Annotated in this window: 22 protein-coding genes; 9 read left to right on the forward strand and 13 right to left on the reverse strand. The window is 69.1% G+C overall.

The genetic code is table 11. The annotated features are described in order from the left end of the window. The first annotated feature begins 5 nt into the window (after positions 1-5). On the forward strand, positions 6-1,568 hold the full coding sequence (locus tag ACFYRU_RS21355) for an ATP-dependent DNA ligase (protein WP_387661589.1): 1,563 nt from the start codon (positions 6-8) through the stop codon (positions 1,566-1,568). Further along, entirely contained in the window at positions 1,565-2,239 is a 675-nt protein-coding gene (locus ACFYRU_RS21360; RefSeq protein WP_387661590.1) for a class I SAM-dependent methyltransferase, read from the forward strand. Before ACFYRU_RS21355 ends, ACFYRU_RS21360 begins: the two co-directional genes overlap by 4 nt. A 104-nt stretch (positions 2,240-2,343) precedes the next feature. Here ACFYRU_RS21360 and ACFYRU_RS21365 read toward each other — a convergent pair whose 3' ends face one another. Both ACFYRU_RS21365 and ACFYRU_RS21370 read right to left on the reverse strand, forming a co-directional pair. Then, positions 2,344-3,255, reverse strand: a complete 912-nt coding sequence (locus ACFYRU_RS21365) for an aminoglycoside phosphotransferase family protein (RefSeq protein ID WP_387661592.1) — start codon at positions 3,253-3,255, stop codon at positions 2,344-2,346. A gap of 251 nt (positions 3,256-3,506) precedes the next feature. Then, complete coding sequence (locus ACFYRU_RS21370; protein ID WP_387661594.1) at positions 3,507-4,211, reverse strand: hypothetical protein; 705 nt, start codon at positions 4,209-4,211, stop codon at positions 3,507-3,509. Positions 4,212-4,341: 130 nt separating this feature from the next. On the opposite strand from ACFYRU_RS21370, the gene ACFYRU_RS21375 reads away from it, so the two are divergent. Beyond that, positions 4,342-5,211: a helix-turn-helix domain-containing protein gene (locus tag ACFYRU_RS21375; RefSeq protein ID WP_387661595.1), complete on the forward strand. Its 870-nt coding sequence runs from the start codon at positions 4,342-4,344 to the stop codon at positions 5,209-5,211. Between the two features lie 6 nt (positions 5,212-5,217). On the opposite strand, the gene ctaD is transcribed toward ACFYRU_RS21375, so the two are convergent. The 3 genes from ctaD to ACFYRU_RS21390 are packed head-to-tail and all read right to left on the reverse strand — an operon-like array spanning position 5,218 to position 8,537. Continuing rightward, complete coding sequence (gene ctaD / locus ACFYRU_RS21380) at positions 5,218-6,906, reverse strand: cytochrome c oxidase subunit I (RefSeq protein WP_387661597.1); 1,689 nt, start codon at positions 6,904-6,906, stop codon at positions 5,218-5,220. Between the two features lie 30 nt (positions 6,907-6,936). Further along, positions 6,937-7,749: an LLM class flavin-dependent oxidoreductase gene (locus tag ACFYRU_RS21385; RefSeq protein WP_387661599.1), complete on the reverse strand. Its 813-nt coding sequence runs from the start codon at positions 7,747-7,749 to the stop codon at positions 6,937-6,939. Continuing rightward, positions 7,746-8,537 (reverse strand): alpha/beta fold hydrolase, encoded by a 792-nt coding sequence (locus ACFYRU_RS21390; protein ID WP_387661601.1) that lies wholly within the window; start codon positions 8,535-8,537, stop codon positions 7,746-7,748. The genes ACFYRU_RS21385 and ACFYRU_RS21390 overlap by 4 nt, the downstream gene beginning before the upstream one ends. 85 nt (positions 8,538-8,622) lie before the next feature. Between ACFYRU_RS21390 and ACFYRU_RS21395 the strand changes: the two genes are divergently transcribed. Further along, entirely contained in the window at positions 8,623-9,486 is an 864-nt protein-coding gene (locus ACFYRU_RS21395) for a LysR family transcriptional regulator (protein ID WP_387661603.1), read from the forward strand. On the opposite strand, the gene ACFYRU_RS21400 is transcribed toward ACFYRU_RS21395, so the two are convergent. Then, complete coding sequence (locus ACFYRU_RS21400) at positions 9,479-11,473, reverse strand: glycoside hydrolase domain-containing protein (protein WP_387661605.1); 1,995 nt, start codon at positions 11,471-11,473, stop codon at positions 9,479-9,481. The genes ACFYRU_RS21395 and ACFYRU_RS21400 overlap by 8 nt on opposite strands. Before the next feature lie 170 nt (positions 11,474-11,643). Here ACFYRU_RS21400 and ACFYRU_RS21405 point away from each other — a divergent pair, with 170 nt between their 5' ends. Both ACFYRU_RS21405 and ACFYRU_RS21410 read left to right on the forward strand, forming a co-directional pair. Continuing rightward, positions 11,644-12,219, forward strand: a complete 576-nt coding sequence (locus tag ACFYRU_RS21405; protein WP_387661607.1) for a TetR/AcrR family transcriptional regulator — start codon at positions 11,644-11,646, stop codon at positions 12,217-12,219. A 69-nt stretch (positions 12,220-12,288) separates the two neighbouring features. Next, a complete protein-coding gene (locus tag ACFYRU_RS21410; protein WP_387661609.1) occupies positions 12,289-13,479 on the forward strand; it encodes a Cmx/CmrA family chloramphenicol efflux MFS transporter in 1,191 nt (396 codons plus the stop codon). On the opposite strand, the gene ACFYRU_RS21415 is transcribed toward ACFYRU_RS21410, so the two are convergent. Then, on the reverse strand, positions 13,437-14,234 hold the full coding sequence (locus ACFYRU_RS21415) for a TIGR02569 family protein (RefSeq protein ID WP_387661611.1): 798 nt from the start codon (positions 14,232-14,234) through the stop codon (positions 13,437-13,439). The two genes, ACFYRU_RS21410 and ACFYRU_RS21415, sit on opposite strands and share 43 nt — an antisense overlap. Positions 14,235-14,309: 75 nt before the next feature. Here ACFYRU_RS21415 and lexA point away from each other — a divergent pair, with 75 nt between their 5' ends. Then, complete coding sequence (gene lexA / locus ACFYRU_RS21420) at positions 14,310-14,963, forward strand: transcriptional repressor LexA (RefSeq protein WP_387661613.1); 654 nt, start codon at positions 14,310-14,312, stop codon at positions 14,961-14,963. On the opposite strand, the gene ACFYRU_RS21425 is transcribed toward lexA, so the two are convergent. The 3 genes from ACFYRU_RS21425 to ACFYRU_RS21435 are packed head-to-tail and all read right to left on the reverse strand — an operon-like array spanning position 14,960 to position 16,900. Then, complete coding sequence (locus ACFYRU_RS21425; RefSeq protein WP_387661615.1) at positions 14,960-16,144, reverse strand: RNA polymerase sigma factor; 1,185 nt, start codon at positions 16,142-16,144, stop codon at positions 14,960-14,962. The two genes, lexA and ACFYRU_RS21425, sit on opposite strands and share 4 nt — an antisense overlap. Then, complete coding sequence (locus ACFYRU_RS21430; protein WP_387661617.1) at positions 16,141-16,485, reverse strand: YciI family protein; 345 nt, start codon at positions 16,483-16,485, stop codon at positions 16,141-16,143. The genes ACFYRU_RS21425 and ACFYRU_RS21430 overlap by 4 nt, the downstream gene beginning before the upstream one ends. A gap of 13 nt (positions 16,486-16,498) precedes the next feature. Then, a complete protein-coding gene (locus tag ACFYRU_RS21435) occupies positions 16,499-16,900 on the reverse strand; it encodes a VOC family protein (protein WP_387661619.1) in 402 nt (133 codons plus the stop codon). An 84-nt stretch (positions 16,901-16,984) separates the two neighbouring features. Here ACFYRU_RS21435 and ACFYRU_RS21440 point away from each other — a divergent pair, with 84 nt between their 5' ends. Then, positions 16,985-17,611, forward strand: coding sequence for a class I SAM-dependent methyltransferase (locus ACFYRU_RS21440; RefSeq protein ID WP_387661620.1), 627 nt, complete (start codon positions 16,985-16,987; stop codon positions 17,609-17,611). Here ACFYRU_RS21440 and ACFYRU_RS21445 read toward each other — a convergent pair. Next, complete coding sequence (locus tag ACFYRU_RS21445) at positions 17,601-18,041, reverse strand: YybH family protein (protein WP_387661622.1); 441 nt, start codon at positions 18,039-18,041, stop codon at positions 17,601-17,603. The genes ACFYRU_RS21440 and ACFYRU_RS21445 overlap by 11 nt on opposite strands. Before the next feature lie 89 nt (positions 18,042-18,130). On the opposite strand from ACFYRU_RS21445, the gene sigJ reads away from it, so the two are divergent. Beyond that, positions 18,131-19,024, forward strand: a complete 894-nt coding sequence (gene sigJ / locus ACFYRU_RS21450) for an RNA polymerase sigma factor SigJ (protein ID WP_387661624.1) — start codon at positions 18,131-18,133, stop codon at positions 19,022-19,024. Here sigJ and ACFYRU_RS21455 read toward each other — a convergent pair. Together ACFYRU_RS21455 and ACFYRU_RS21460 are read right to left on the reverse strand one after the other, a co-directional pair. Beyond that, positions 18,969-20,411, reverse strand: a complete 1,443-nt coding sequence (locus ACFYRU_RS21455; RefSeq protein ID WP_387661626.1) for an FAD-dependent oxidoreductase — start codon at positions 20,409-20,411, stop codon at positions 18,969-18,971. The genes sigJ and ACFYRU_RS21455 overlap by 56 nt on opposite strands. After that, a complete protein-coding gene (locus tag ACFYRU_RS21460; protein WP_387661628.1) occupies positions 20,408-21,274 on the reverse strand; it encodes a diiron oxygenase in 867 nt (288 codons plus the stop codon). The genes ACFYRU_RS21455 and ACFYRU_RS21460 overlap by 4 nt, the downstream gene beginning before the upstream one ends. Positions 21,275-21,363 lie beyond the last annotated feature (89 nt).

Consider the following 21,363-nt stretch of genomic DNA (forward strand, 5'->3'; position numbering starts at 1 on the left):
GTGGGGTGAGTGACACTGGGTGCATGCTGCTCACCAAGCTGGTCGAGACCTCCGCCGCGCTGGCCGGGACCCGGTCGCGGTTGCAGAAGGCCGGGTTCATCGCCGGACTGTTGTCCGAGGCCACCGAGCCGGCCGAGATCGAGATCGTCGTGACGTACCTTTCCGGCGAGCTCCGGCAACGCCGAACCGGGGTCGGCTGGCGCACGCTGATGGAGGCGCCGTCGCCCGCCGAGTCGCCGTCGCTGACGGTCGAGGAGGTGGACCAGGCGTTCGCCGAGCTGGCCGAGATGTCGGGCGCCGGGGTGCAGGCGCGGCGACGGGCCGCGGTCGACGCGTTGTTCGGCCGGGCGACAGCGGAAGAGCAACAGTTCCTTCGCCTGCTCGTCGGCGGGGAGCTGCGGCAGGGCGCGCTCGACGGCGTGATGGCCGACGCGGTCGCACGCGCTACTGACATCCCGCTGAACAAGATCCGGGCCGCGGCGATGCTGCGCGGGGCGACGGCGCCGGTCGCGGTCGCCGTACTGACCGAGGGCGAGGCGGGGCTGGCGCAGTTCGGATTGGAAGTCGGACGCGGAGTGCAGCCGATGCTCGCGCAGTCCGCGACCACCGTCGCCGAGGCGTTGGAGAAGACCGGTACGCCAGCGGCGCTCGAGTGGAAGCTCGACGGGATCCGGATCCAGGTACACCGCAACGGCGACGAGGTGGTCGTCTACACACGGACGCTGGACGACATCACGGCGCGGGCGCCCGAGGTGGTGACCGCGGTGCTTGCTTTGGACGTGCAGCAGGTCGTGCTCGACGGTGAGCTGATCGCATTGCGCGGCGACGGGCGGCCGGAGCCGTTCCAGGTGACCGGCTCGCGGACCGCGACCCGTGCGGCGACAGGCCCTGAAACGGTGCCGTTGACGCCGTACTTCTTCGACATCCTGCATCAGGACGGGCAGGACCTGCTCGGGCTGTCCGGGGCGGAGCGGCACGAGTGGCTGTCGAAGCTGCTGCCGGAGGAGCGCCGGATCCCGCGGCTCGTGACCGACGACGCCGCGGCGGGGCAGGCGTTCTTCGAGGACGCCGTACGGCGCGGGCACGAAGGTGTCGTGGTGAAGTCGCTGACCGTTCCGTACGAGGCCGGCCGGCGCGGCTCCGGGTGGGTAAAGGTCAAGCAGACGTTCACCCTCGACCTGCTGGTGCTCGCGGCCGAATGGGGGCACGGCCGGCGCAAGGGCTGGCTGTCGAACCTGCACCTCGGCGCCCGGGACGAGGAGACCGGCGAGTTCGTGATGCTCGGGAAGACGTTCAAAGGGCTGACCGACGAGCTGCTGCGCTGGCAGACCGAGCGGTTCCAGGAACTCGCCGTACGGCAGGACGACTGGGTCGTGTTCATCAAGCCGGAGGTGGTGGTGGAGATCGCGTTCGACGGCGTGCAGACGTCACCGCGGTATCCGGCCGGGATGGCGCTGCGGTTCGCCCGGGTGATCCGGTACCGCGAGGACAAACGGCCGGCCGACGTGGACACCGTGCAGACCGTACGGTCCATCCACACCGGTCCTGACGTGAAGGACACAGAATGACCGAGGATCCGGATGTCGCCTCGCGGCGGATCGCGCGCGAGGCGCTCGACCGCGACGACCCGACCGGCTGGTTCGAGAACCTGTACGCCGCCGCGGCCGAGGGCGAGGCGGTCGTGCCGTGGGACCGCGGTACGGCGCATCAACTGCTGGTCGACTGGATCAGCGAATCCCATCCCGACGGTACCGGCCGGACCGCGCTGATCGTCGGCGCCGGCACCGGGTGGGACGCCGAACTGGTCGTCGACCGCGGGTACGACACGACCGCGTTCGACATCTCCCCCAGCGCGATCGAGACCGCACGCCGCAACCACCCGGCATCCCGCGCGCACTACATGGTCGCGGACCTCCTGAACCCGCCGGCCGACTGGCACCGCGCCTTCGACCTGGTCGTGGAGATCTACACCGTCCAAGCCCTCCCGATCCCACTCCAGCCCGACGCGATCAAACACGTCACCGACCTGGTAGCCCCCGGCGGCACCCTCCTGGTCATCGCGGCAGCCCGCCCCGACAACCAACCCGACGCCGCAACCCAAGGCCCACCCTGGCCCCTCACCCGCACCACCATCCAGTCCTTCACCACCCCCGACCTCCACCTGATCCAACTCGACCGCACCCCAAGCCCCGCCGACCCCACGCTCCACCGCTGGCGTGCCGAATACCTCCGCGACTGATGCTGCCGCCCCCCGTAATCCGCGCCCAGCGAGCGGCCGTCGAACTGGGCGTGCCGCTACGGCGCCGGCCCGTCGCCCTGCCTCCCGGAGTGACCTGAGAGGCCCTACCGAGAACCTGCGAGCACCTCTGCGATGACGTGTCGTGCGTACTTCGCCAGCGCGGGGTTGGTGTCCTTCTGGCACGACCACACGATCACGGCCTGGGACAACACGCGGCCGCGGCCCCGGAGCCAGGTCGCGTCGTCCACGTCCAGGGCCGCACGGAACTCGTCGCGGAGGTTCGCGGGCAGTAAGTGCCACGCGGGGAACAGGTCGCACGCCGGGTCGCCGACACCACAGGTCTCGAAGTCGATCACCGCGGTCAGCCGGCCCTCATCTGAGACGAGCAGGTTGCTCGGCGTCAGGTCCGAGTGCACCCACACCTCGCGCCCGTCGTACGGTGCCGCGAGCGACTCCTCCCACGACGCGAGCGCGGCGCGAGTGTCGATCAGCCCGTCCAGCTCGCCGATCGCCTTCCGTGTCGAGGCGTCCATCGAGGCCATCGGAGCGCGCGTGCGGCGCTCGCCCGGGTACGCCGGCGGCCGGTCCGGCAGGTCGATCCGCCGGAATGCGTCGACGAACGCCGCGAGGTCCGTCGCCAGCCCACGCGGGTCGGCGAGCGCGTCGGCTGAGGGATGCGTACCCGTGAGCCAGCGGTGGACGGACCACTCGCCCGGGAACGCGTCGGTGGGTGACCCGATCGCCTCAACAGAAGGGATGGCCACTGGTAGGAACGGCGCGAGTGCCGCGAGCTTCGCTTGCTCCCGTCGGACCTCGTCGGTGCTCGACGGCCGGAGCGGCACCCGTACTGACAGGTCGGAACCGAGCCGGTAGATCGCGTTACACAACCCGCTGGAGTCCACCGGCTCGACTGGCAGCGCGGCCCAATGCGGAAACTGACCAGCCACCAGCTCGCGGACGAGGGGTGTGTCGATGTCGGCCTGGTCGGCGTGGATCTTGCGGGGACGGGAACTCACGCGCCCCATCGCAACGGCCACCCCCGTCCACCGTCAACCCGGTTTCGGCCCGAGCGGGTCAACGCAGACAGCACTCAGGTGTCATGTCTCAAGACATCGGTGACGCTTCAGGGGCACTTCGTGGTGGCACTTCTTCGGGCCCGGCGTGCAAGGCATGTCTTTCCGGAGCTGCCGATGAGCGGTCGTGTCACTTCGGTCGCCCAGATTGACGCAGTCTGTGTATCGGCGCTGCCGCGTGGCGGGAACCGTTCCTAGGCAGCGCCGACCTTCCTGGGCATCAGAACCAGGCGTACCCCGGTCACCAGCAGCCACACCAGCCAGGCGGCGTAGCCGAGTAGCCCCACTAACAGGATCGGCGAGCCGTCAGCGATCGCGAGGTTGGCCACCCCGGCGGCGATCGCCAGGCCTCCCCCGGCCACGCCGAGCACACGCTGCCACGGCGCCGCCAGCCGACTCGCATGCGCCGCCAGCGCAGCGCCGATGAAGGTGGTGCCGAGCGCCGACAGCGCCAGAGCGAAGGCGCCTGCATGCAACTGCCAGACGAGCTTGAACAGCGGGCTCGGCTCGGCGAGCCCGCCGGCGGACAATACGACTCCGTCCCACAGCACGGCGTAGAGCGCGAAGACCGCCGCGGTAGTCGCGCCTGCGGCCACCGCGAGGCGCGACCAGTCGGCGCCCGCACCCCCGCGACGCCCGACCAGCCCGTGGAAACCGGTCACGAACACCAGCAGCAGCGGCAGGTTCAGCGCCTCTGAGCCGACCGCGATCGCGACCACGCCCCGGTGAACCGCGTGCCAGGCGAGCACCTTCTCGATCGGGTCGCCGTAGCCGGACGGACGGGTCCAGACGAACACAGCATTCTGAATGACCAACGACGCTACCAACGCGATCGCCGCCGCGCCCACGACCCGCTCCCCGAACGCCGGGGTCGGCGCCGTCAGCGAAACCTTGTTCACGGCCACAGCATGCGCCTGTGTAGCCGCAATCATCAACGGGGACACCGATGTCTTGAGACATCACAAGACAGCACTCAGGAGGGTTCGATCGCATGGGAACATTTGTTCGATAATGATGTAGGCTTGGGGCATGGCGGGGCGGAGTGTGGTGGGGCCTACTGCGTTGCGGATGATGCTCGGTGGTCATCTGCGGGAGTTGCGTGAGCGGGCCGGGGTCACGCGGACGGATGCGGGGTGGGCGATCCGGGCCTCGGAGTCGAAGATCAGCCGGCTCGAGTTGGGGCGGGTGGGGTTCAAGGAGCGGGACGTCTCGGATCTGCTGACGTTGTACGGCGTGCACGATGCACGGGAGCGGGACCGGCTGCTCAGCCTCGCGCGCGAGGCCAACGATCCGGGGTGGTGGCATCGGTACGGTGACGTCACCCCGGAGTGGTTCGACGCGTACCTCGGGCTCGAGGCGACCGCCGAGCTGATCCGGACGTACGAGATCCAGTTCGTCCCCGGCCTGCTGCAGACCACCGACTACGCGCGGGCCGTCGCGCAGCTGGCCCCGAGCGGCACCCGCACCGACAGCGAGATCGAGCGGCTGGTCGCGCTCCGGACCCGGCGGCAGCGCGCGCTTGATCGTGAGCCGCCGCTCCGGTTGTGGGCCGTCATCGAGGAGGCCGTGCTGCACCGGCCGATCGGCGGCGTCGAGGTGCTGCGAAGCCAGCTCGACGCCCTCCGCGAGGCCGTCGAGCGCCCGAACGTCACCGTCCAGATCATCCCGCTCGAGAGCTCCGGCCACGCCGCCACCGGCGGAGCGTTCAGCCTGCTCCGCTTCCCGCAGCGCGACCTCCCCGACATCGTGTACCTCGAACACCTGACCAGCGCGCTCTACCTGGACAAGCGCGACGACGTCGAGGCGTACACGCAAGCCCTGGAAATGCTCGCCTCCAGCAGTCCCCCGCCGCAGCAGACCCAGCAAGCGCTCACCCGCCTGCTGGAGCGCCTCCGCTGAACCCTGTCAGAGCTCCAAATTCTGCCGGTGCGCGGTGATCGCGTACTCCGGATGGTGCAGGTCGAAGGCCGGTGACTCGGACCGGATCCGGGGCAGCGACACGAAGTTGTGCCGCGGCGGCGGGCAACTCGTCGCCCACTCCAGCGAACGGCCCCAGCCCCACGGATCGTCGACCTCGACCCGCGGGCTACGGCGTGACTTGTAGATGTTGTAGAAGAACGGCAGCATCGACGCACCCAGGACGAACGCGCCCACACTGGACACCTGGTTCAGTGTCGTGAAGCCGTCGCTCGGCCGGTAGTCGGCGTACCGCCGCGGCATCCCTTCCGCGCCCAGCCAGTGCTGCACCAGGAACGTCGTGTGGAAGCCGATGAACAACAACCAGAAGTGCATCTTCCCGAGCCGCTCGTCGAGCATCCGCCCGGTCATCTTCGGCCACCAGAAGTAGAACCCGGCGAACATCGCGAACACCACCGTCCCGAACACGACGTAGTGGAAGTGCGCGACCACGAAGTACGAGTCCTGCAACTGGTAGTCCAAGGCCGGCGACGCCAGGATGATCCCGGTCAGCCCGCCGAACAGGAACGTCACCAGGAACCCGATCGACCACAGCATCGGCGTCTCCAGCGACACCGAGCCGCCCCAGATCGTGCCGATCCAGTTGAAGAACTTCACCCCGGTCGGCACCGCGATCAGGAACGTCATGAACGAGAAGAACGGCAGCGCCACGGCCCCGGTCGTGAACATGTGGTGTGCCCAGACCGCGATCGACAGTGCCCCGATCGTCAGCGTCGCCGCGACGAGTCCGTAGTACCCGAAGACAGGCTTGCGACTGAAGACCGGCAGGATCTCGGTGACGATGCCGAAGAACGGCAGCGCGATGATGTACACCTCGGGATGCCCGAAGAACCAGAACAGGTGCTGCCAGAGGATCGCCCCGCCGTTGGCCGCGTCGAACACGTGCGCACCGAGGGTCCGGTCCGCCTCCAGCACCAGCAGCGCCGCCGCGAAGATCGGGAACGCGATCAGCACCAGGATCGACGTCACCAGCACGTTCCAGCAGAAGATCGGCATCCGGAACATCGTCATCCCGGGCGCTCGCATCGTGACGATCGTCGTGACGAAGTTGACGCCACCGAGGATCGTCCCGAGACCGGCCATCCACAGCCCCATGATCCACAGGTCACCACCGACGCCCGGCGAACGAATGCCGTTCGACAACGGCGAGTACGCCGTCCACCCGAAGTCGGCCGCACCGCCCGGGGTCAGAAAACCACTGATCACGATCAGCCCGCCGAACAGGAACAGCCAGTAGCTGAACATGTTCAGCCGCGGGAACGCGACGTCCGGCGACCCGATCTGCACCGGCATGATCACGTTCGCGAAGCCGACGAACAGCGGCGTCGCGAACAGCAGCAGCATGATCGTGCCGTGCATCGTGAACAGCTGGTTGTACGTCTCCTCGTTCACGATCTGCAGCCCGGGCTCGGCCAGCTCGGCGCGGATCACCAGCGCCATCACGCCGCCGATCAGGAAGAACGCGAACGACGTGACCAGGTACAGCTCGCCGATCACCTTGTGGTCGGTGGTGGACAGGAGCCGCCCGATCACCTGCCCCAGGGGCCGCCGCCGTACTTCGACCGCAGCCGATCCGGTGCGTTCGGTGATCCCGGCCTGCCCGCTGACTGTGGCCATGCGACCCTCCGTACCGCCCGCTCCTTTCGATTAGACACCTATCCAGTGCGGGGGGCCAGCCGCGACGAGTGCCCGTACGTCGGCAAGTCGCAGCGTGGCGGGGTCGACGTCGACGAGGCACCAGGTCGCTCCGGCGTCGGCGTACGGGCGCGGGTCGGCGGACGGCTCCACCGCGACGGCGATGTCGTACCCGTCCAGGTTGCCGCGGGCGTCTCGGAGTACGGCGACCGGCTCGGCGAGCTGTTCCGGCGAGGTGAGGTTGACCGGGAAGAACCCGTCGTACCGCGCGGCGCGCCGCACCGGCTTGGCGTTGCCCGGGAACCCGGCGAGCCAGATCGGTACGCGTCCGGCCACCGGCCGCGGCAGGAACTCGACGTCGTCGACCACCAGGTGCTTGCCGTGATGATGCACCGGCTCCCCCGTCCACCCCGCCGTCAGGATGTCGAGCGTCTCGTCCATCCGCTCCGCGCGGACGCGATCGTTCAGCTCCTCGCCGGTCTTCGAGTACTCCTGCACGAACCGGTCGCTGCCCAGCCCGACGCCCAGGATCAACCTCCCACCGGACAGCCGGTCCAAGGTCGTTGTCTCGCGCAACAACTTCGCCGGGCGCCGGCGGGCGATCGGCGACACCATCGGCCCGATCAGCAGGCGTTCGGTCGCGGTCGCCATCGCACTCATCGTGATCCACGGATCCGACACCTCACGAACCGGCGGCCGCCACCACAGCTGGTCCCACAGGAAGAACCCGTCCCAGCCCGCCTCCTCGGCCGCCGCCGCGAGCCGGGCGATCTCCCGCGGATCGGACAACTCGTCGAACAGCGGCAACCAGACCGCGTACTTCATGACGCCGTCACCTCGTCCACGAACGTCTTCCAGTACGGCGCCGACAGCCCGTGCCCCATGCCGTGCAGGACCACGAAACGCGAACCGGGCACTGCGTCATGGACCGCCTGCCCGTGCGGTAGCGGCAGCAGCGGATCCGCGTCGCCGTGCAGCACCAGTACCGGCATGGGCAGTTCGCCGTACGCCGGAGCATCGAAGTTCATCGCGAAATGGTTGGTCATCGAAGCCTGGTAGTTCCGAGCCCGGGTCATGTCCTCGCGGACGAGCTTCCGGGCAGCGGCCTCGTCGAAGTGCCCGGCCGCCTCGGCTTCGATGGCCCGTACGACGTACTCCTCGACGGCCGACGGGTCGTTGTAGTCGGGCTCGGGCAGATACCTGATCGACGGGGGCGGCAGGCTGTCATCTCCGGTGCTCGTCGAGACGAAGGTCAGCGACAAGACCCGGGACGGATGGTCAGCACCCAGGATCAACGCCGTACCGCCGGACATCGACTGGGCCACCACGTGCGCCCGTTCGATGCCGAGGGCATCGAGCAGGCCGGCGGCGTCCGCGGCCAGGTCGCTCATCGCGTACCCCGGCTCGCCGAGCGGGTACGACGTCGACCGGCCGGTGTCGCGTTGGTCGTAGCGGATCACGTACCGCCCGCGCGCCGCAAGCATCGCGCACAGCTCCGGGTCCCACCAGATCATCGACGCGCCGGCGCCGTGGATGAGGAGCACCGCGGGATCGGTCGGATCTCCGTACGTCTCGGCGCAGAGTTCGATGCCGTTCACCTGGTAAGTAGTCATGCCAACGACCGTAGAAGCGCCGAAGGATCATGAAAAGCGATTGATTCTTATCAAGACAATCGCCGAAAGCGATAGACTCACCAGCATGTACGAGCTACGGCACCTGGCGACGCTGGCCGCGGTCGCCGACGAGGGATCGTTCGGGCGGGCGGCGAGCCGGCTCGGCTACACCCAGTCCAGCGTGAGCCAGCAGATCGCCGTGCTCGAGAAGATCGCCGGCGGCGCACTGTTCGACCGGCCGGGTGGCCCGAAACCGGTACGGATCACGCCGCTCGGCGCGGTGCTCCTGGAGCACGGGCGCGACCTGCTGCGCCGCGCCGACGAAATGCGCGACGGGATCGAGCGGTTCCGGGCGGGTGACAGCCGGATCGACATCGGCACGTTCCAGACCGTGTCGAACACGCTCCTGCCGCGCGTCATCGGTGGGCTCCGGGATGCGCATCCGGGCTGCGACATCCGCCTGTTCGAGGAGGAGACCGACGACCCCGATCTCAGCCACCTCGACCTGATGTTCTTCGACGCCCGCACCGACGACGACGGTCTCAAGCTGCTCGACGACCCGTACTTCCTGGTCGCGCGCCCCGGCGACTTCGAACCCGGGCCGGTCCCACTCGCGGCGCTCGACGGGCTGCCGCTGGTCGCGCATCCGGCGATCTGTCACCAGGCCGTCGTCGAGGACTTCCTGCGCGCTCGCGACATCCGCCCGCAGTTCGTGTTCCGCACCGAGGGCAACGAGGCGTTGCTCGCGATGGTGCGGGCCGGGCTGGGCGCGGCGTTGATGCCGCGCCTCGCTGTACTCCGGCCCGACGAGAGCCTGGCGCTGCACGAACTCGCGCCAGGTCTCCCGCCGCGGGAGATCTTCTTGCTGTGGCAGGCCGGCCGCACGCATTCACCGCTCGCGGCGCATGCGATCGAGCTCGCGCTCAAGGCGGCCGCCGACCTCAGCTGACGGCGAGCACCTTCGACGCGGTCTGCGTGCCCTGGTGATCAGCATCGGCCAGCCAGACCACGCGGTACGTGTAGGTGCCGCGGGCCGTCGGCTTGATGCTGAACGCGTACTTGCCGTTCGTGGTGAGCTTCCCGGTCGTCACAGCCACCCACGACGTACCGGAACGGCGCTGCAGGTACGCCGTCGTACCGGCGTGGGCCGGGTTCAGGTAGCCGTACAGCAGTGTCGATCCGCCGAGCCTGATCGCGGCCGGAGCCAGGTACGCCGACAGCGCCGGGTGGACCTGCACCAGCGCGGCGGCGCTCCGCGTGCCGAGCACACCGGCGGCGCCGTTGTAGCCCCACATGTAGTACGTCGAAACCGCCGGCTTCTGCGACGTTGTCACCACACCGTTGGCATCCGAGGTGAAGCTTCCAACTGTCGCCCATTTGGAAGCATTTTTCGCCTTCGCGTACAGCACCACGGGTGCGCCTGCCAGCTTGCTGCCGTCCAACTTCGTGACAGCCGTCGACATCGTAACCGCACCGGTGTACATGATCGACGCCGTGCTCGCCCCGATCGTCGCCTTCGAGCCGACGAGCCGTACGTCGACGCCCGGGCCGATCTTGCCCTTCGCGTCCTTCGTCCACACCCGGTAGGCGTAGCTGGCGGAGTTGGACAGCCCGGCCTGCGTGAAGATGCTCGCCGCGCCGTTGTAGACCGCCGTACCCGAGGTCGTCAGCGGCGGCGGAGTCGACCCGACCGCGTTCCGCAACATGACGGTGATGTTCGTCGGCTTGGTCCAGCGCAGCGTCGCCACCGCGACTCCACCACTGACACTGAAGCTGCTGACCGGCGCCGGCGGCGCAGTCAGGTTCAGGTAGTTCTTGTCGATGTTCATCGACACGCCACCGTTGGTCTCAGTCACGTTGGCGTACTGATGGACGCGCTGGTGATTGCTCCAGTAGGCGTCCGGAACGGAGATCGTGCCGGGCTTGCCGTTCCACTGCGCGAACCAGATGTTGTCCGGCCGCGTGTACGCCGTGCTCGTGTAACCACTGACCAGATCGGCTCCGCCGCGCGTCCCGTTGACGTAGGCGCCGCCGAGATACCCACGGGCGTTGAGCTCCTGCGTCCACCCGCTCAGGTACGAAAGCACCGCAGCCTTGCAGGCGGCGTTCGAGTCATAAGGCTCGAGGTCGCTGTAGATCGCACTCCGCTGGGTAAAGCCGAGGGCTTGAGCCGCTGCCACCGCGTTGGTCGCCGCGTTCTTGCCCTGGATGAACGACGTCGCTGGGCGCGACGACATCAGGTTCTTGTAGGACGCGCAGGGAGCCTGCAAGCCCACGTCGATCAACAGGAACTGCCAACCCTTCGCAGCGTTCGCCGCCACCCAGTCCGGAGTCAGATTCGGCTGCGCGCACGCACGTGTACTGCCGCTGATGTAGATGCCGACGCCCTGATACTTCGTTCGCCAGGCGTCCATGGTCGACTGCGGCGGCGCTTCGCAGGCGTCGAAGCCATCGCCGGCGAAGTTGCCCGTTGCAACGATCGACGGGGTGACGGCGGCCTGCTGGGTGAGCTTGGCTGACGGCGTCTTCGTCACGACGCGGCCGGTGGCGAGTACGTCGCTCGCGGCCTGCTCCGCGCCCGGCGCGTAGTACGCCGTGGCGAGCACGCCGGCGTCTGTGATGGTGCGCCGCAGCAGGCCGTCGCTCGACGACTGCGCGGTGGTCAGCGGCTCCAGGATCAGGCCCGAGCTACGGCCGACCAGGTGCGCCGGGCAGTCGGCCTGCGCCGTGCTGCGGCCGAGGTACACGGCCGGCTGGTCGAGCCGTACACAGGCAGTCGGATCCGCGGCCAGATCGACCACTGGCCAGCTGGACGGAACAGTTACTTGATAGCCGCGGTACGAGACGGTCTTGGTGTCTCCGGCGGCCGCCGATCCGGCGGCGGTGACGCCCGCGACCAGCGCGAGGGCCAGCGTGAGCCCCCCAGGTCTGAACAACCTCACTATGGTCCCCAGTTTCATCGTTGGACGGTGCCCCCAAGTGAAGGCGAGCGCCCACTCTTGTGTCGAAGAGCCTGCGGCACTCGCCTCGATCCCCAGATCCTATCGGGGCAGCGAGCTCACAACATTTTGGATCGATCAGTCCATAACGTGCTATGGTGGTGAACATGCCGAGACCGAGGAGCTTCGACGAGGAGCGTGCCGTCGACGCCGCGATGCGGGTGTTCTGGACGACGGGCTACGAGGCGACGTCGACGGAGGACCTCTGCAAGGCGACGGGCCTCGGCCGGAGCAGCATCTACAACGCCTTCAGCAGTAAGCGCGACCTGTTCGACCGCGCGCTCCGCCGCTACGCCGAGCAGTTCACGGCGGTCCAGCTCGCGGTCATCCAGGACGCCACAGTTCCGATTCGAGAGCGGGTCCGGCGGATCCTCTGGACCGCGGTCGAGCCGGAACCCGACGACCCGGCAGGGTGTTTCGTGATCAACACGATCGTCGAGCTCGGCCCGAAGGATCCCGAGATCGCCGAACTGCTGGACCGCGACCACGAGGTCAAGCTGGTCGCGCTGACGACGGCGATCAAGGCGGCACAGGCCGCCGGCGAGCTCGGCCCGGAGCAGGATGCGGCCGGGCTCGCGCAGTACGTCTTCACCGTCCTCGGCGGTCTGCGGGTCGCTGCCCGGCGCAACGCGGCGCCGGAAACCCAGCGCGCCGTGGTCGAGGCGACCCTTCGCAGTTTCTGAAGCCCAAGCCCCCGAATCGGCTCGTTCCGCACGAATTCTGAACCGATTGATCCAATATGAGAGGACCTCATGCCCCGCGCTGTCTATCTGCTCGGCCTGGCGATCTTCGCCCAGGGCACGTCCGAACCGATGCTCGCCGGCCTGCTCCCCCAGATCGCGAGCGGCCTCGGCGTCTCGATCCCGGCCGCCGGCCTGCTGATCTCCGCGTTCGCCGTCGGCATGCTCGTCGGCGCCCCGATCCTCGCGGTCGGCACTCTGCGCTGGTCCCGCCGCGCCGCGATGCTCGCGTTCCTCACGATCTTCGCGCTCACCCACGTGGCCGGCGCGCTGACCTCGTCATACGGCGTCCTGCTCGCGACCCGGGTCGCCGGCGCGTTCGTGTACGCCGGGTTCTGGGCCGTCGCCTCGGTCACCGCGATCGAACTCGCCGGGCCCGAGGCTCGCGCGAAGGCGATGAGCATCCTGGCCGGCGGCCTCACGGTCGCGACGATCGTCGGGCTGCCCGCCGGTACGTTGCTCGGCCAGCACCTCGGTTGGCGCTCGGCGTTCTGGGCGGTCGCCGTACTGTCGGTGCTCGCGATCGGCGGCGTACTCGCCACGATCCCGGGCGGCCGGTCCGGGAACGTACCGCAACTGCGCGACGAGGTGCGCAGCATGGCGAACCCGCAGCTGTGGCTCGCGTACGGCACGACGGCGCTGTCGACCGGGGCGATCCTGGTCGTGTTCAGCTACCTCGCTCCCCTGCTGACCGGGACGACCGGCCTGTCCGAGGCGTGGGTGCCAGTGGTACTCGCGCTGTACGGCGTGGGCGCATTGATCGGGATCACGATCAGCGGACGGACAGCTGACCGGCGCCCGTTCCGTACGCTCGTCCTCAGCCTGTCCGGGGTCGTCGCCGCCGCGGTCGTGCTCGCCCTGGCGACCGGTACGCCGTGGCTGGCTGTGCCCGCGGTGATCGGCATCGGTACGTTCGGCTTCGCGACCAACCCGGCAGTGAACTCGCGGGTGTTCAGCGTCGCCGGCTCCGCACCGACGCTGGCAGCCGCGTTCAACATCTCGGCCTTCAACGTCGGCATCACAGTCGGACCGTGGCTCGGTGGCCTCGCCCTCGACGCCGGCGCCGGCTACTCGTCGGTGGGCTGGATCGGAGCCGGTCTGGCAGTACTTGCCGCAGGCACCATTCCGCTCGCCATCCGCACCCAGCGGGCCGCCTCCGGTCAACGGGCGTACGACAGCGCCAGCGCGATGACCGGCGCGTAGCCGGACCGCCGGGCCGCGGTCCAGGTCGCGGCGCCGCCGGCCAGGTCGTCGGTCGTCATCCGGTAGATCAGCGCCCGGATCAGCATCTGCCCCCACTCGGGCAGATGCGCCCACCGAGCCGCGAGAGCCGGCTCCGCGCCGTACCAACACAACGCATCGGCGACCGCCACAGCCGAGGCCCATGCCGTCGGGCGCCAGTACACCGGCCAGTCGATGATCGCCGGCGGCAACCCGTCGGCGAACATCACGTTCCCGGGCAGATCCCCGTGCACCACCTGCGAGACCAACTCCACCGGCCGCCAGGCGTCCACAAGCGGCCGGACAAGTTCGGCGTACGCCGGAGTCCCGTCGTACGCCTCCTCCCGCCAAGCCACCCGATCGCCGTCGCACCAAGGATCGTGCCGCGTATCGATGAAGTCCGGCCGCGGCAACCCCGACACCGCCTCGTGGAACGCGGCCGCCGCAACCAGCACCTCGTCCTGCCGCCGGACGTCCGTCGCACCGACTACCAACTCGTTCGCCTCCCACCCGAAGGCGACCCACTCACCGCCCGCCGACCGCACCGGCCGCGGCACGCGGAAGTCCTTCGCCTCAGGCAGTGCGCTCAGTACGTCGCCACGCCACGCGCTCTCGCCATCGGCCCGTTTGAGCACAACCGCCCCGGAGCGCCACGTCTCCCCCTGCCCACCCGCCAACCGCACCGCCGGCTCCGACAGCCCGAACGCCGCCAGCACCCGCTCCTCCGGTCCGTCCATACCCGCACCCTTTCATCTCGGACGCGCAGCGGGTCGGAGTACGACGAGCGGGCCGGCGCGCTCTAAGATTTCGCGGTGACTGATCTCGACCTGTTCGGCGACCTCGACACCGGCGCGCTGCCGGAACGGCAGCAACGGATCCTGGTGGTGATCCGGGACTGGGTGACCCGGTACGGGTACCCGCCGAGCAGCCGGCAGCTCGGTGACGCGGTCGGGCTGAAGTCCTCGTCGTCGGTGTCGAAACACCTGGCCAGCCTGGAGGACAAGGGCTTCCTGCGCCGCAGCCCGTCGGTGTCGCGGCCGATCGACGTCCGGATGTTCCTGCAGGAGACCGGCACCCAGAGCACGAGCGACGAGAACGTCCCCGTCCCGGTGGTCGGTGACATCGCCGCCGGTACGCCGATCTCGGCCGTCGAGCACGTCGACGACGTACTGCAACTCCCCCGCGGGCTGACCGGCCGCGGCAACGTGTTCGGCCTGCGGGTCCGCGGCGAGTCGATGATCGACGCGGCGATCTGTGACGGCGACATCGTCGTGGTCCGCCAGCAGTCCGAGGCCCACTCCGGCCAGATCGTCGCCGCGATGATCGACGAGGAAGCAACGGTCAAGGTCTACCGCCGCCGCAACGGCCACGTGTACCTCGAGCCCCGCAACCCCGCCTACGAGATCATCGACGGCGACAACGCCACCGTCCTCGGCGTCGTGGTGTCGGTACTGCGCAGCGTCTAGTGCGCGAGGCGCTCGTGGAGCAGGTCCAACTGGGCCGGGTTGGTCGTGAGTTGGGCGGCGCGTTCGTCGGCGGCGTGGGCTTCGGTGGGGCGGTTCAGGTCGCGGAGGAACTGGGCGCGGGTCGCGTGGAAGAGCGGGTACGTGTCGAGCTCCGCTGCCAGGGCGTCGAGGTCGGTCAGGGCCGTGGACGGGCCTCGTACGTACGAGAGGGCGATCGTGCGGTGCAAGCAGGTCACCGGGCTCGGCTGCAGGGTCAGGAGCATGTCGTAGAGCACGAGGATCTGCCGCCAGTCCGTCTGTGACCAGTCGGCGGCCTCGCTGTGGCAGGCGGCGATCGCGGCCTGGAGTTGGTACGGGCCGGGTGCGTGGTGGCGACGAGCGGTGCGGGTGAGCAGGGCGGTTGCATCGGTGATCGCGGCGTGGTCCCAGAGCGTGCGGTCCTGGTCCGCCAGTAGTACGAGGCTCGGGGTGAAGCGGGCCGCCGTACGGGCTCGGTGGAGACGGATCAGGGCGAGCAGTCCGGCGACCTCGGGCTCGTTCGGGAGCAGGCCGTGCAGGAGTGCGGTCAACCATTCGGCGTCGTCGACCAGGTCCCGCGAGTGCGCGCGTTCGGCCGTACTCGACAGGTAGCCCTCGTTGAAGAGCAGGTAGATGACAGTCAGTACCTCGGACAGCCGCTCGGGCAGTTCGTCGTCGCGCGGGATCCGGTACGGGATGCCCGCGTCGGTGATCTTGCGCTTGGCGCGGGTGATCCGCTGGGAGACGGCCGGCTCGGAGGCGAGGAACGCCGCCGCGATCTGCGCGGTCGTGAGGCCGCACACCACTCGGAGCGTGAGTGCGATCTGGGCCTCGCGCGCGAGGGCCGGGTGGCAGCAGGTGAAGATCAGCCGCAGCCGGTCGTCGCGGGGCGACGGCTCCAGCGGTTCGAGCAGCGCGAGCTTGGCGCGGTAGTTCTCCTGGCGACGGAGTACGTCGAGACCGCGGCGCTTCGCGACGGTGAACAGCCAAGCGTCGGGGCGCTCCGGAATCCCTTCGACCGGCCACCGCTTCAGGGCGATCTCGACCGCGTCCTGGACCAGGTCCTCCGCGGCCGCGAAGTCGCCGAGCAGCGACACCAGCGCACCCGCCAGCCGGCCCGCGTGGTCGCGCACCACGCGGGCAAGCTCGTCCTGACTGCTCACATCTCGGCGACGGGACGGATCTCGATCACCGGGCAGGCCGGCCACGTCTTCACCATCCGCAGCGCCTCGTCCAGGTCCGCCACCTCGATCTCGGTGAACCCGGAGATGACTTCCTTGCCCTCGATGAACGGCCCGTCGGTGGTCAGCACCGAGCCGTCCAGCCGAACGGTCGTCGCGGTGTCGGCGCCCTGCAACTTGCTGCCGCGGTTCGTGATCTTGTCCGCGTGGTCGTCGAACCACCGGTACACCCGCCGGTACGCGTCCTCCTTCTCGGCCGGCTCCAGCGCCTCGAAGTCCTTCGCGAACTGCTCGGTCTCGATGAACATCAGTACGTACTTCACCCGCAACCCTCCTTCAGGCCAGTGTGGCGTACAGGTCGACGCCGTTCCCGGACGGATCCGCGACGGTCGCGTACCGCATCCCCCACGGCGCGTCGTACGGCTCCTGCAGGCCGGTCACCCCGGCGCCGACGAGTTCCGCGTACGTCGCGTCGACCTCGGCCGGCGTGCCGTACTCGAACGTCAGGAAGATCCGGCCCTGCTTCGGCGGGGTCCAGTTCGCGGTGATCTTGTCCCGCGCCGCGTCGGTGTCGAGCATCAGATGCAGACCGCTCGGCAGGTCGCAGCCGGCGTGGTCGTCCGGCATGTACTGGTCGCGCTCGAACTCGAGCCCGAGCCGGCGGTAGAACTCGATCGCGGCGCCGAGGTCGGTGACGGCGACGTCGATGATCTTCACGGTACTGATCGGGGTGGACACTGCGGTTCTCCTCTGCTGGAAACAACTCTCATTCAGCAGACGATCGGCCGACGGCCGGATCCGACACTCTGACAGGCTGGGTCCATGAAACATCCGTTCTTCGCCCGGATGTACGCCCGGGTCCGCCCGGCGCTCGACGATGCCGGCGCCGCGGAGCACCGCCGCCGGTTGCTGGCCGGTACGGCCGGACGCGTGGTCGAGGTCGGCGCCGGGGACGGCGGCAACTTCGCGCACTACCCGCCCGAAGTCACCCACGTACTGGCCATCGAACCGGAGCCGTTCCTCCGCGCCCAGGCCGTCCGCCGGTCCGCCGCCGCACCGGTCCCGGTCGAGGTCGTCGACGGTACGGCCGACCACCTGCCGGCCGCCGACTCCTCCGCCGACGTGGTCGTCGTCTCGCTAGTGCTGTGCTCGGTCCCCGACCAGGCCGTGGCCCTGGCCGAGGCCCGCCGGGTCCTGCGCCCAGGCGGTGAACTCCGCTTCTACGAACACGTCGCCGCAGACACCGGCCGCTTGGCGACGGTCCAGAGAATCGCCGACGCCACCCTCTGGCCGCTTTTCGTCGGCGGCTGCCACACCCATCGCGACACGACGGCGGCCATCGCAGGCGCGGGTTTCACCATTGAAGAGCTCGACCGCTTCAACTTCCCACCCGACCGCGTCTCCCCCGCCGACCCCCACGTTCTGGGCCGCGCCACGCTCAGGGCATGAGGTCCATGGCCGACCGGCCGCCTGCGGCGAAGTCGGTCGGCACCGACACCTGGTCGTGGACGATCTTCCATTCGCCGTCGAGCTTCCGCCACGCGGACGTCCAGCGGAGCCAGTAGTCGATCTTGCCGCCGGTCGTCATCGTCGCGTTCATGTGGTTGAGCGAGTAGGCCACCGCCAGCTCGCCGTCGACCAGCACGGTCAGGTCGCGGACGTCGTACTCGAAAGGCACCTGGAAGGCCTGGAACATCTCTTCCCAGTTGGCCATCTTCTTGCCGGCGCCGAGGTGGCGCAGTGGTGGCTGGATGTCGAACGAGACGACGTCCGGCGCGAAGATCGTCTTCAGAGCCGCCAGGTCGCCGGTCCGGACGGCGTCCAGCAGGACCTCGATGCGCTCACGGACCTCGGCTTCGGAGACTGCGTTGTTTGTCATGCCCGGTACGACGGCACAGCACCTCGTACTGTGAGACCTCACGTTCCGGCGGGCTGTTTCGTCGTACGGGTATGAGTGAGAGGACAGACATGACCGATCCTGGGCTGGGCGCGATCATGAGCGAGCGGCGACAGCTGATCAACCTGTCGTACCGATTGCTCGGTTCGCTGGCCGACGCCGAGGACGTGGTCCAGGAGACCTATGCCCGGTGGTACGCGATGACCGGCCCGGAACGGGACGCGATCGACAACCCACCCGCGTGGCTGACCAGGGTGGCGAGCCGGATCTGCCTGGACCTGCTCCGCTCCGCCCGGGCCCGCCGCGAGCGGTACGTCGGTGAGTGGATCCCCGAACCGCTGCCCGAGAGCAGCGAGTGGCACACCGGTCAGACCGGCCCCGACCCGGCGGACCGGGTCACGCTGGACGAGTCCGTGAACATGGCATTCCTGGTCGTGCTCGACGCGATGACTCCGGCCGAGCGGGTGGCGTTCATCCTGCACGACGTCTTCCGGTACCCGTTCCCCGAGGTCGCCGAGATCGTCGGCCGGACGCCGGCCGCCTGCCGTCAGCTCGCCTCGTCGGCCCGGCGGCGGATCCAGGACGCCGAACTTCCCGCGGCGCCCTCGGCGCGCCGGGCGCAGCTCGTCCAGGAGTTCAAACGGGCGTGGGAGGCGACCGATATCGCGGCCCTGGTCAGCCTGCTCGACCCCGGCGTCACTGCGGTCGCCGACGGTGGTGGTGTGGTCAGCGCCGCGCTCGAGCCGGTGCACGGCGGCGCGGCGGTTGCCCGGTACTTCACCGACCTGCCGGTGTTCCGCCTCGGCCGCACGCTGCTGGAGCGGACGGTCAACGGTCAGCCCGGCTTGGTGATCCAGTTCGAGGGCGTCACCGAGACCGTGATCGCGTTCGACGTGGACGGCGATCACATCAAGAAGATCTGGGCGATCCGGAACCCGGAGAAGCTGCACCCCTGGACGCACTGACCAGCGTCAGCACGGTCTCCTGCGCACAGGCCTTGTTCACGCCGATCCCGCCGCGCGCGCCGCGTTTGATCCAGCCCGCCACGTAGTGGCCCGGCCGGCCGACGACGGCGCCGCGGACGTTCGGCACGATCCCGCGCTCGGGGTCGAACGGCAGCCCGTCGATCGGCTGCCCCTCGAAGCCGATCGCGGTGAACAAGTTGCCTGCCGCAACGGTCTCGCTGGTGTCGAGCGTCAGCCCTTCGGAGGTCCATGCCGTCGGCCGCGCGTGGTACCGGAGCTCGACCCGGTCACCGGCCATCGCCAGCAGTTCCCGCAAAGCCGGTTCGGTGTACGCCGCGTGGTCCGGACCGCGCCGCCCGAGCAGCACGACCTCCTTGATCCCGCTGGTCGCGAGCACCCGCCTGACCTCGGGCAGGACGTCCATATCGCGGAGTTGCTTCTCGTCGCTCAACAACAACCGTGCAACGTCCAGCGCGACATTCCCGTTGCCGACGACAACCGCCCGCGGCCCCACCAGCGCCGGCGGCGCACCGGCCCCCGGCCGCCCGTTGTACCAGGCAACGAAATCCTCCGCACTACAAGCGGCGTCCTCCCCCACAATCCCCAACCGCCGACTCCGCCAAGCCCCAACCGCATGCACCACCGCGTCAAACCCGGCAGGCAACTTCCCAGCCGCACTGCCATCCACCTGGCCACGCCCGGCCAACCCACCCGGCAGCGGGACGCTGGCCCTATCGACAGGAGGTGTGCCGCCCAGACTGCCCTCGCCGGTGTCAACCACGCTGACCGGTCGGCGGCCAGGCCCACTACCTCCTGTCGTTCGGTCCCCCACTCCCGCCAACTCATCTACAGCAGTTCCGGGCAACCAGTGCACTCGCCGATGACGGATGATGCGTTCGAAGGTCTCGAGGATCTGCTTGGTGCCGGGGTGATCCGGCGCGACGCCGTACCGAACCAGCCCACCAACCTCCGACAGCCGATCCACCAGCGTGATCTCAGCTGTTGTCCGCAGCAACAACTCCCGGGTCGCGTACATCCCCGCCGGCCCAGCCCCGACCACCAACACCCTCCGTGGTCCGCCGCCCCAGGTCTCGTACGACACCGGCTCCCAGCTGTCCAGATCGGTAGCGTCCAGCGGCTCGGTGTCCGCGAAGTACGCCGCGTTCCGTACGACGTCCTCGCGCGCCGACCGCTCAGCAGGCTTCGCCGCGTCGACCGGGCAGATGTCCGCGCAGGCACCGCAGTCGATGCAGGTCCTCGGATCGATGAACAGGCTCGCCCCGGTACCGAACCCGGGCTCACCCGGCGACGGGTGGATGCTGTTCATCGGGCAGACCGCGACGCAGCTCGCGTCCGAGCAGCAGTCCCCCGAGATCGCGAACGTCACAGCAGGCCGGTCCGCCGGTACACCCGCGACGCAGCCGGGGTCAGCAGCCCGACCGACCCGAGGAAGTCCATCAGGTTGGCGCAACTGGTCCGCAGCAGCGACCGGTGGTGCTCGTTCCGGCGTGCCTCGCGGACGGCCCGGTCCGGGTCCAGACCGACGTTCACGTACACCTCGCGACCGACCATGCTCGACACGATCATGTCCGCCGCGATCGCGATCACCAGCGCACTGACCCAGCGCCGTCCGCGTCCCGCCGCGGCCAGCCGCTCGCGGGTCTCCTCGCGGGCGAACACCATGTGCCGCGACTCCTCGACCACGTGGATGTGGTTCACCGTCCGCACGATCGGCTCGACCCGGGTGTCCCGCATCCAGTCGCGTTGCATGACGTCGAGGACCTCTTCGGCGACCAGGATCGCGGCGTACGCCGACTCGCCGGTCGCGACGGTCTTGAACATCCGGCCGAGTTCGCGGGCGAGCAGCCGCGGGCGGTACGCCGGTTCGACCATCCGCTCGGTCGCGCGGGCGAACATGATCGAGTGCCGGCATTCGTCGGCGATCTCGGTCAGCGCCCACTGGAACTCCGGGCTGCGGGCGGGCTTGTCGTAGATGTCGCGCAGGATCAGCTGCTGCAGGATCATCTCGAACCAGATCCCGGTGGTCGCGACCGACGCCGACTCGTGCCGGGTCAGTTCCCGCTGCTGCGCCTCGGTCAGCTCGTCCCAGTACGGCGTGCCGTACAACGTGCTCCATTCCGGGGACATCCCGTACCCGTCACCGACCGGGGCGTCCCAGTCGATCTCGGTCTCGGGATCCCGGGACAGCCGGCTCGCCGATCCCAGCAACCGCTCAGCAGTCTGGTCCACCGCGCACACCTCCGGAGCGATATGACATCGTCTATGTAACATAACTGATGGCCCAAGTCTTTGTCGAGGATGCACTGACCTGTAACGCG

The sequence above is a fragment of the Kribbella sp. NPDC004536 genome, from assembly GCF_042873835.1.
Classification (GTDB): domain Bacteria; phylum Actinomycetota; class Actinomycetes; order Propionibacteriales; family Kribbellaceae; genus Kribbella.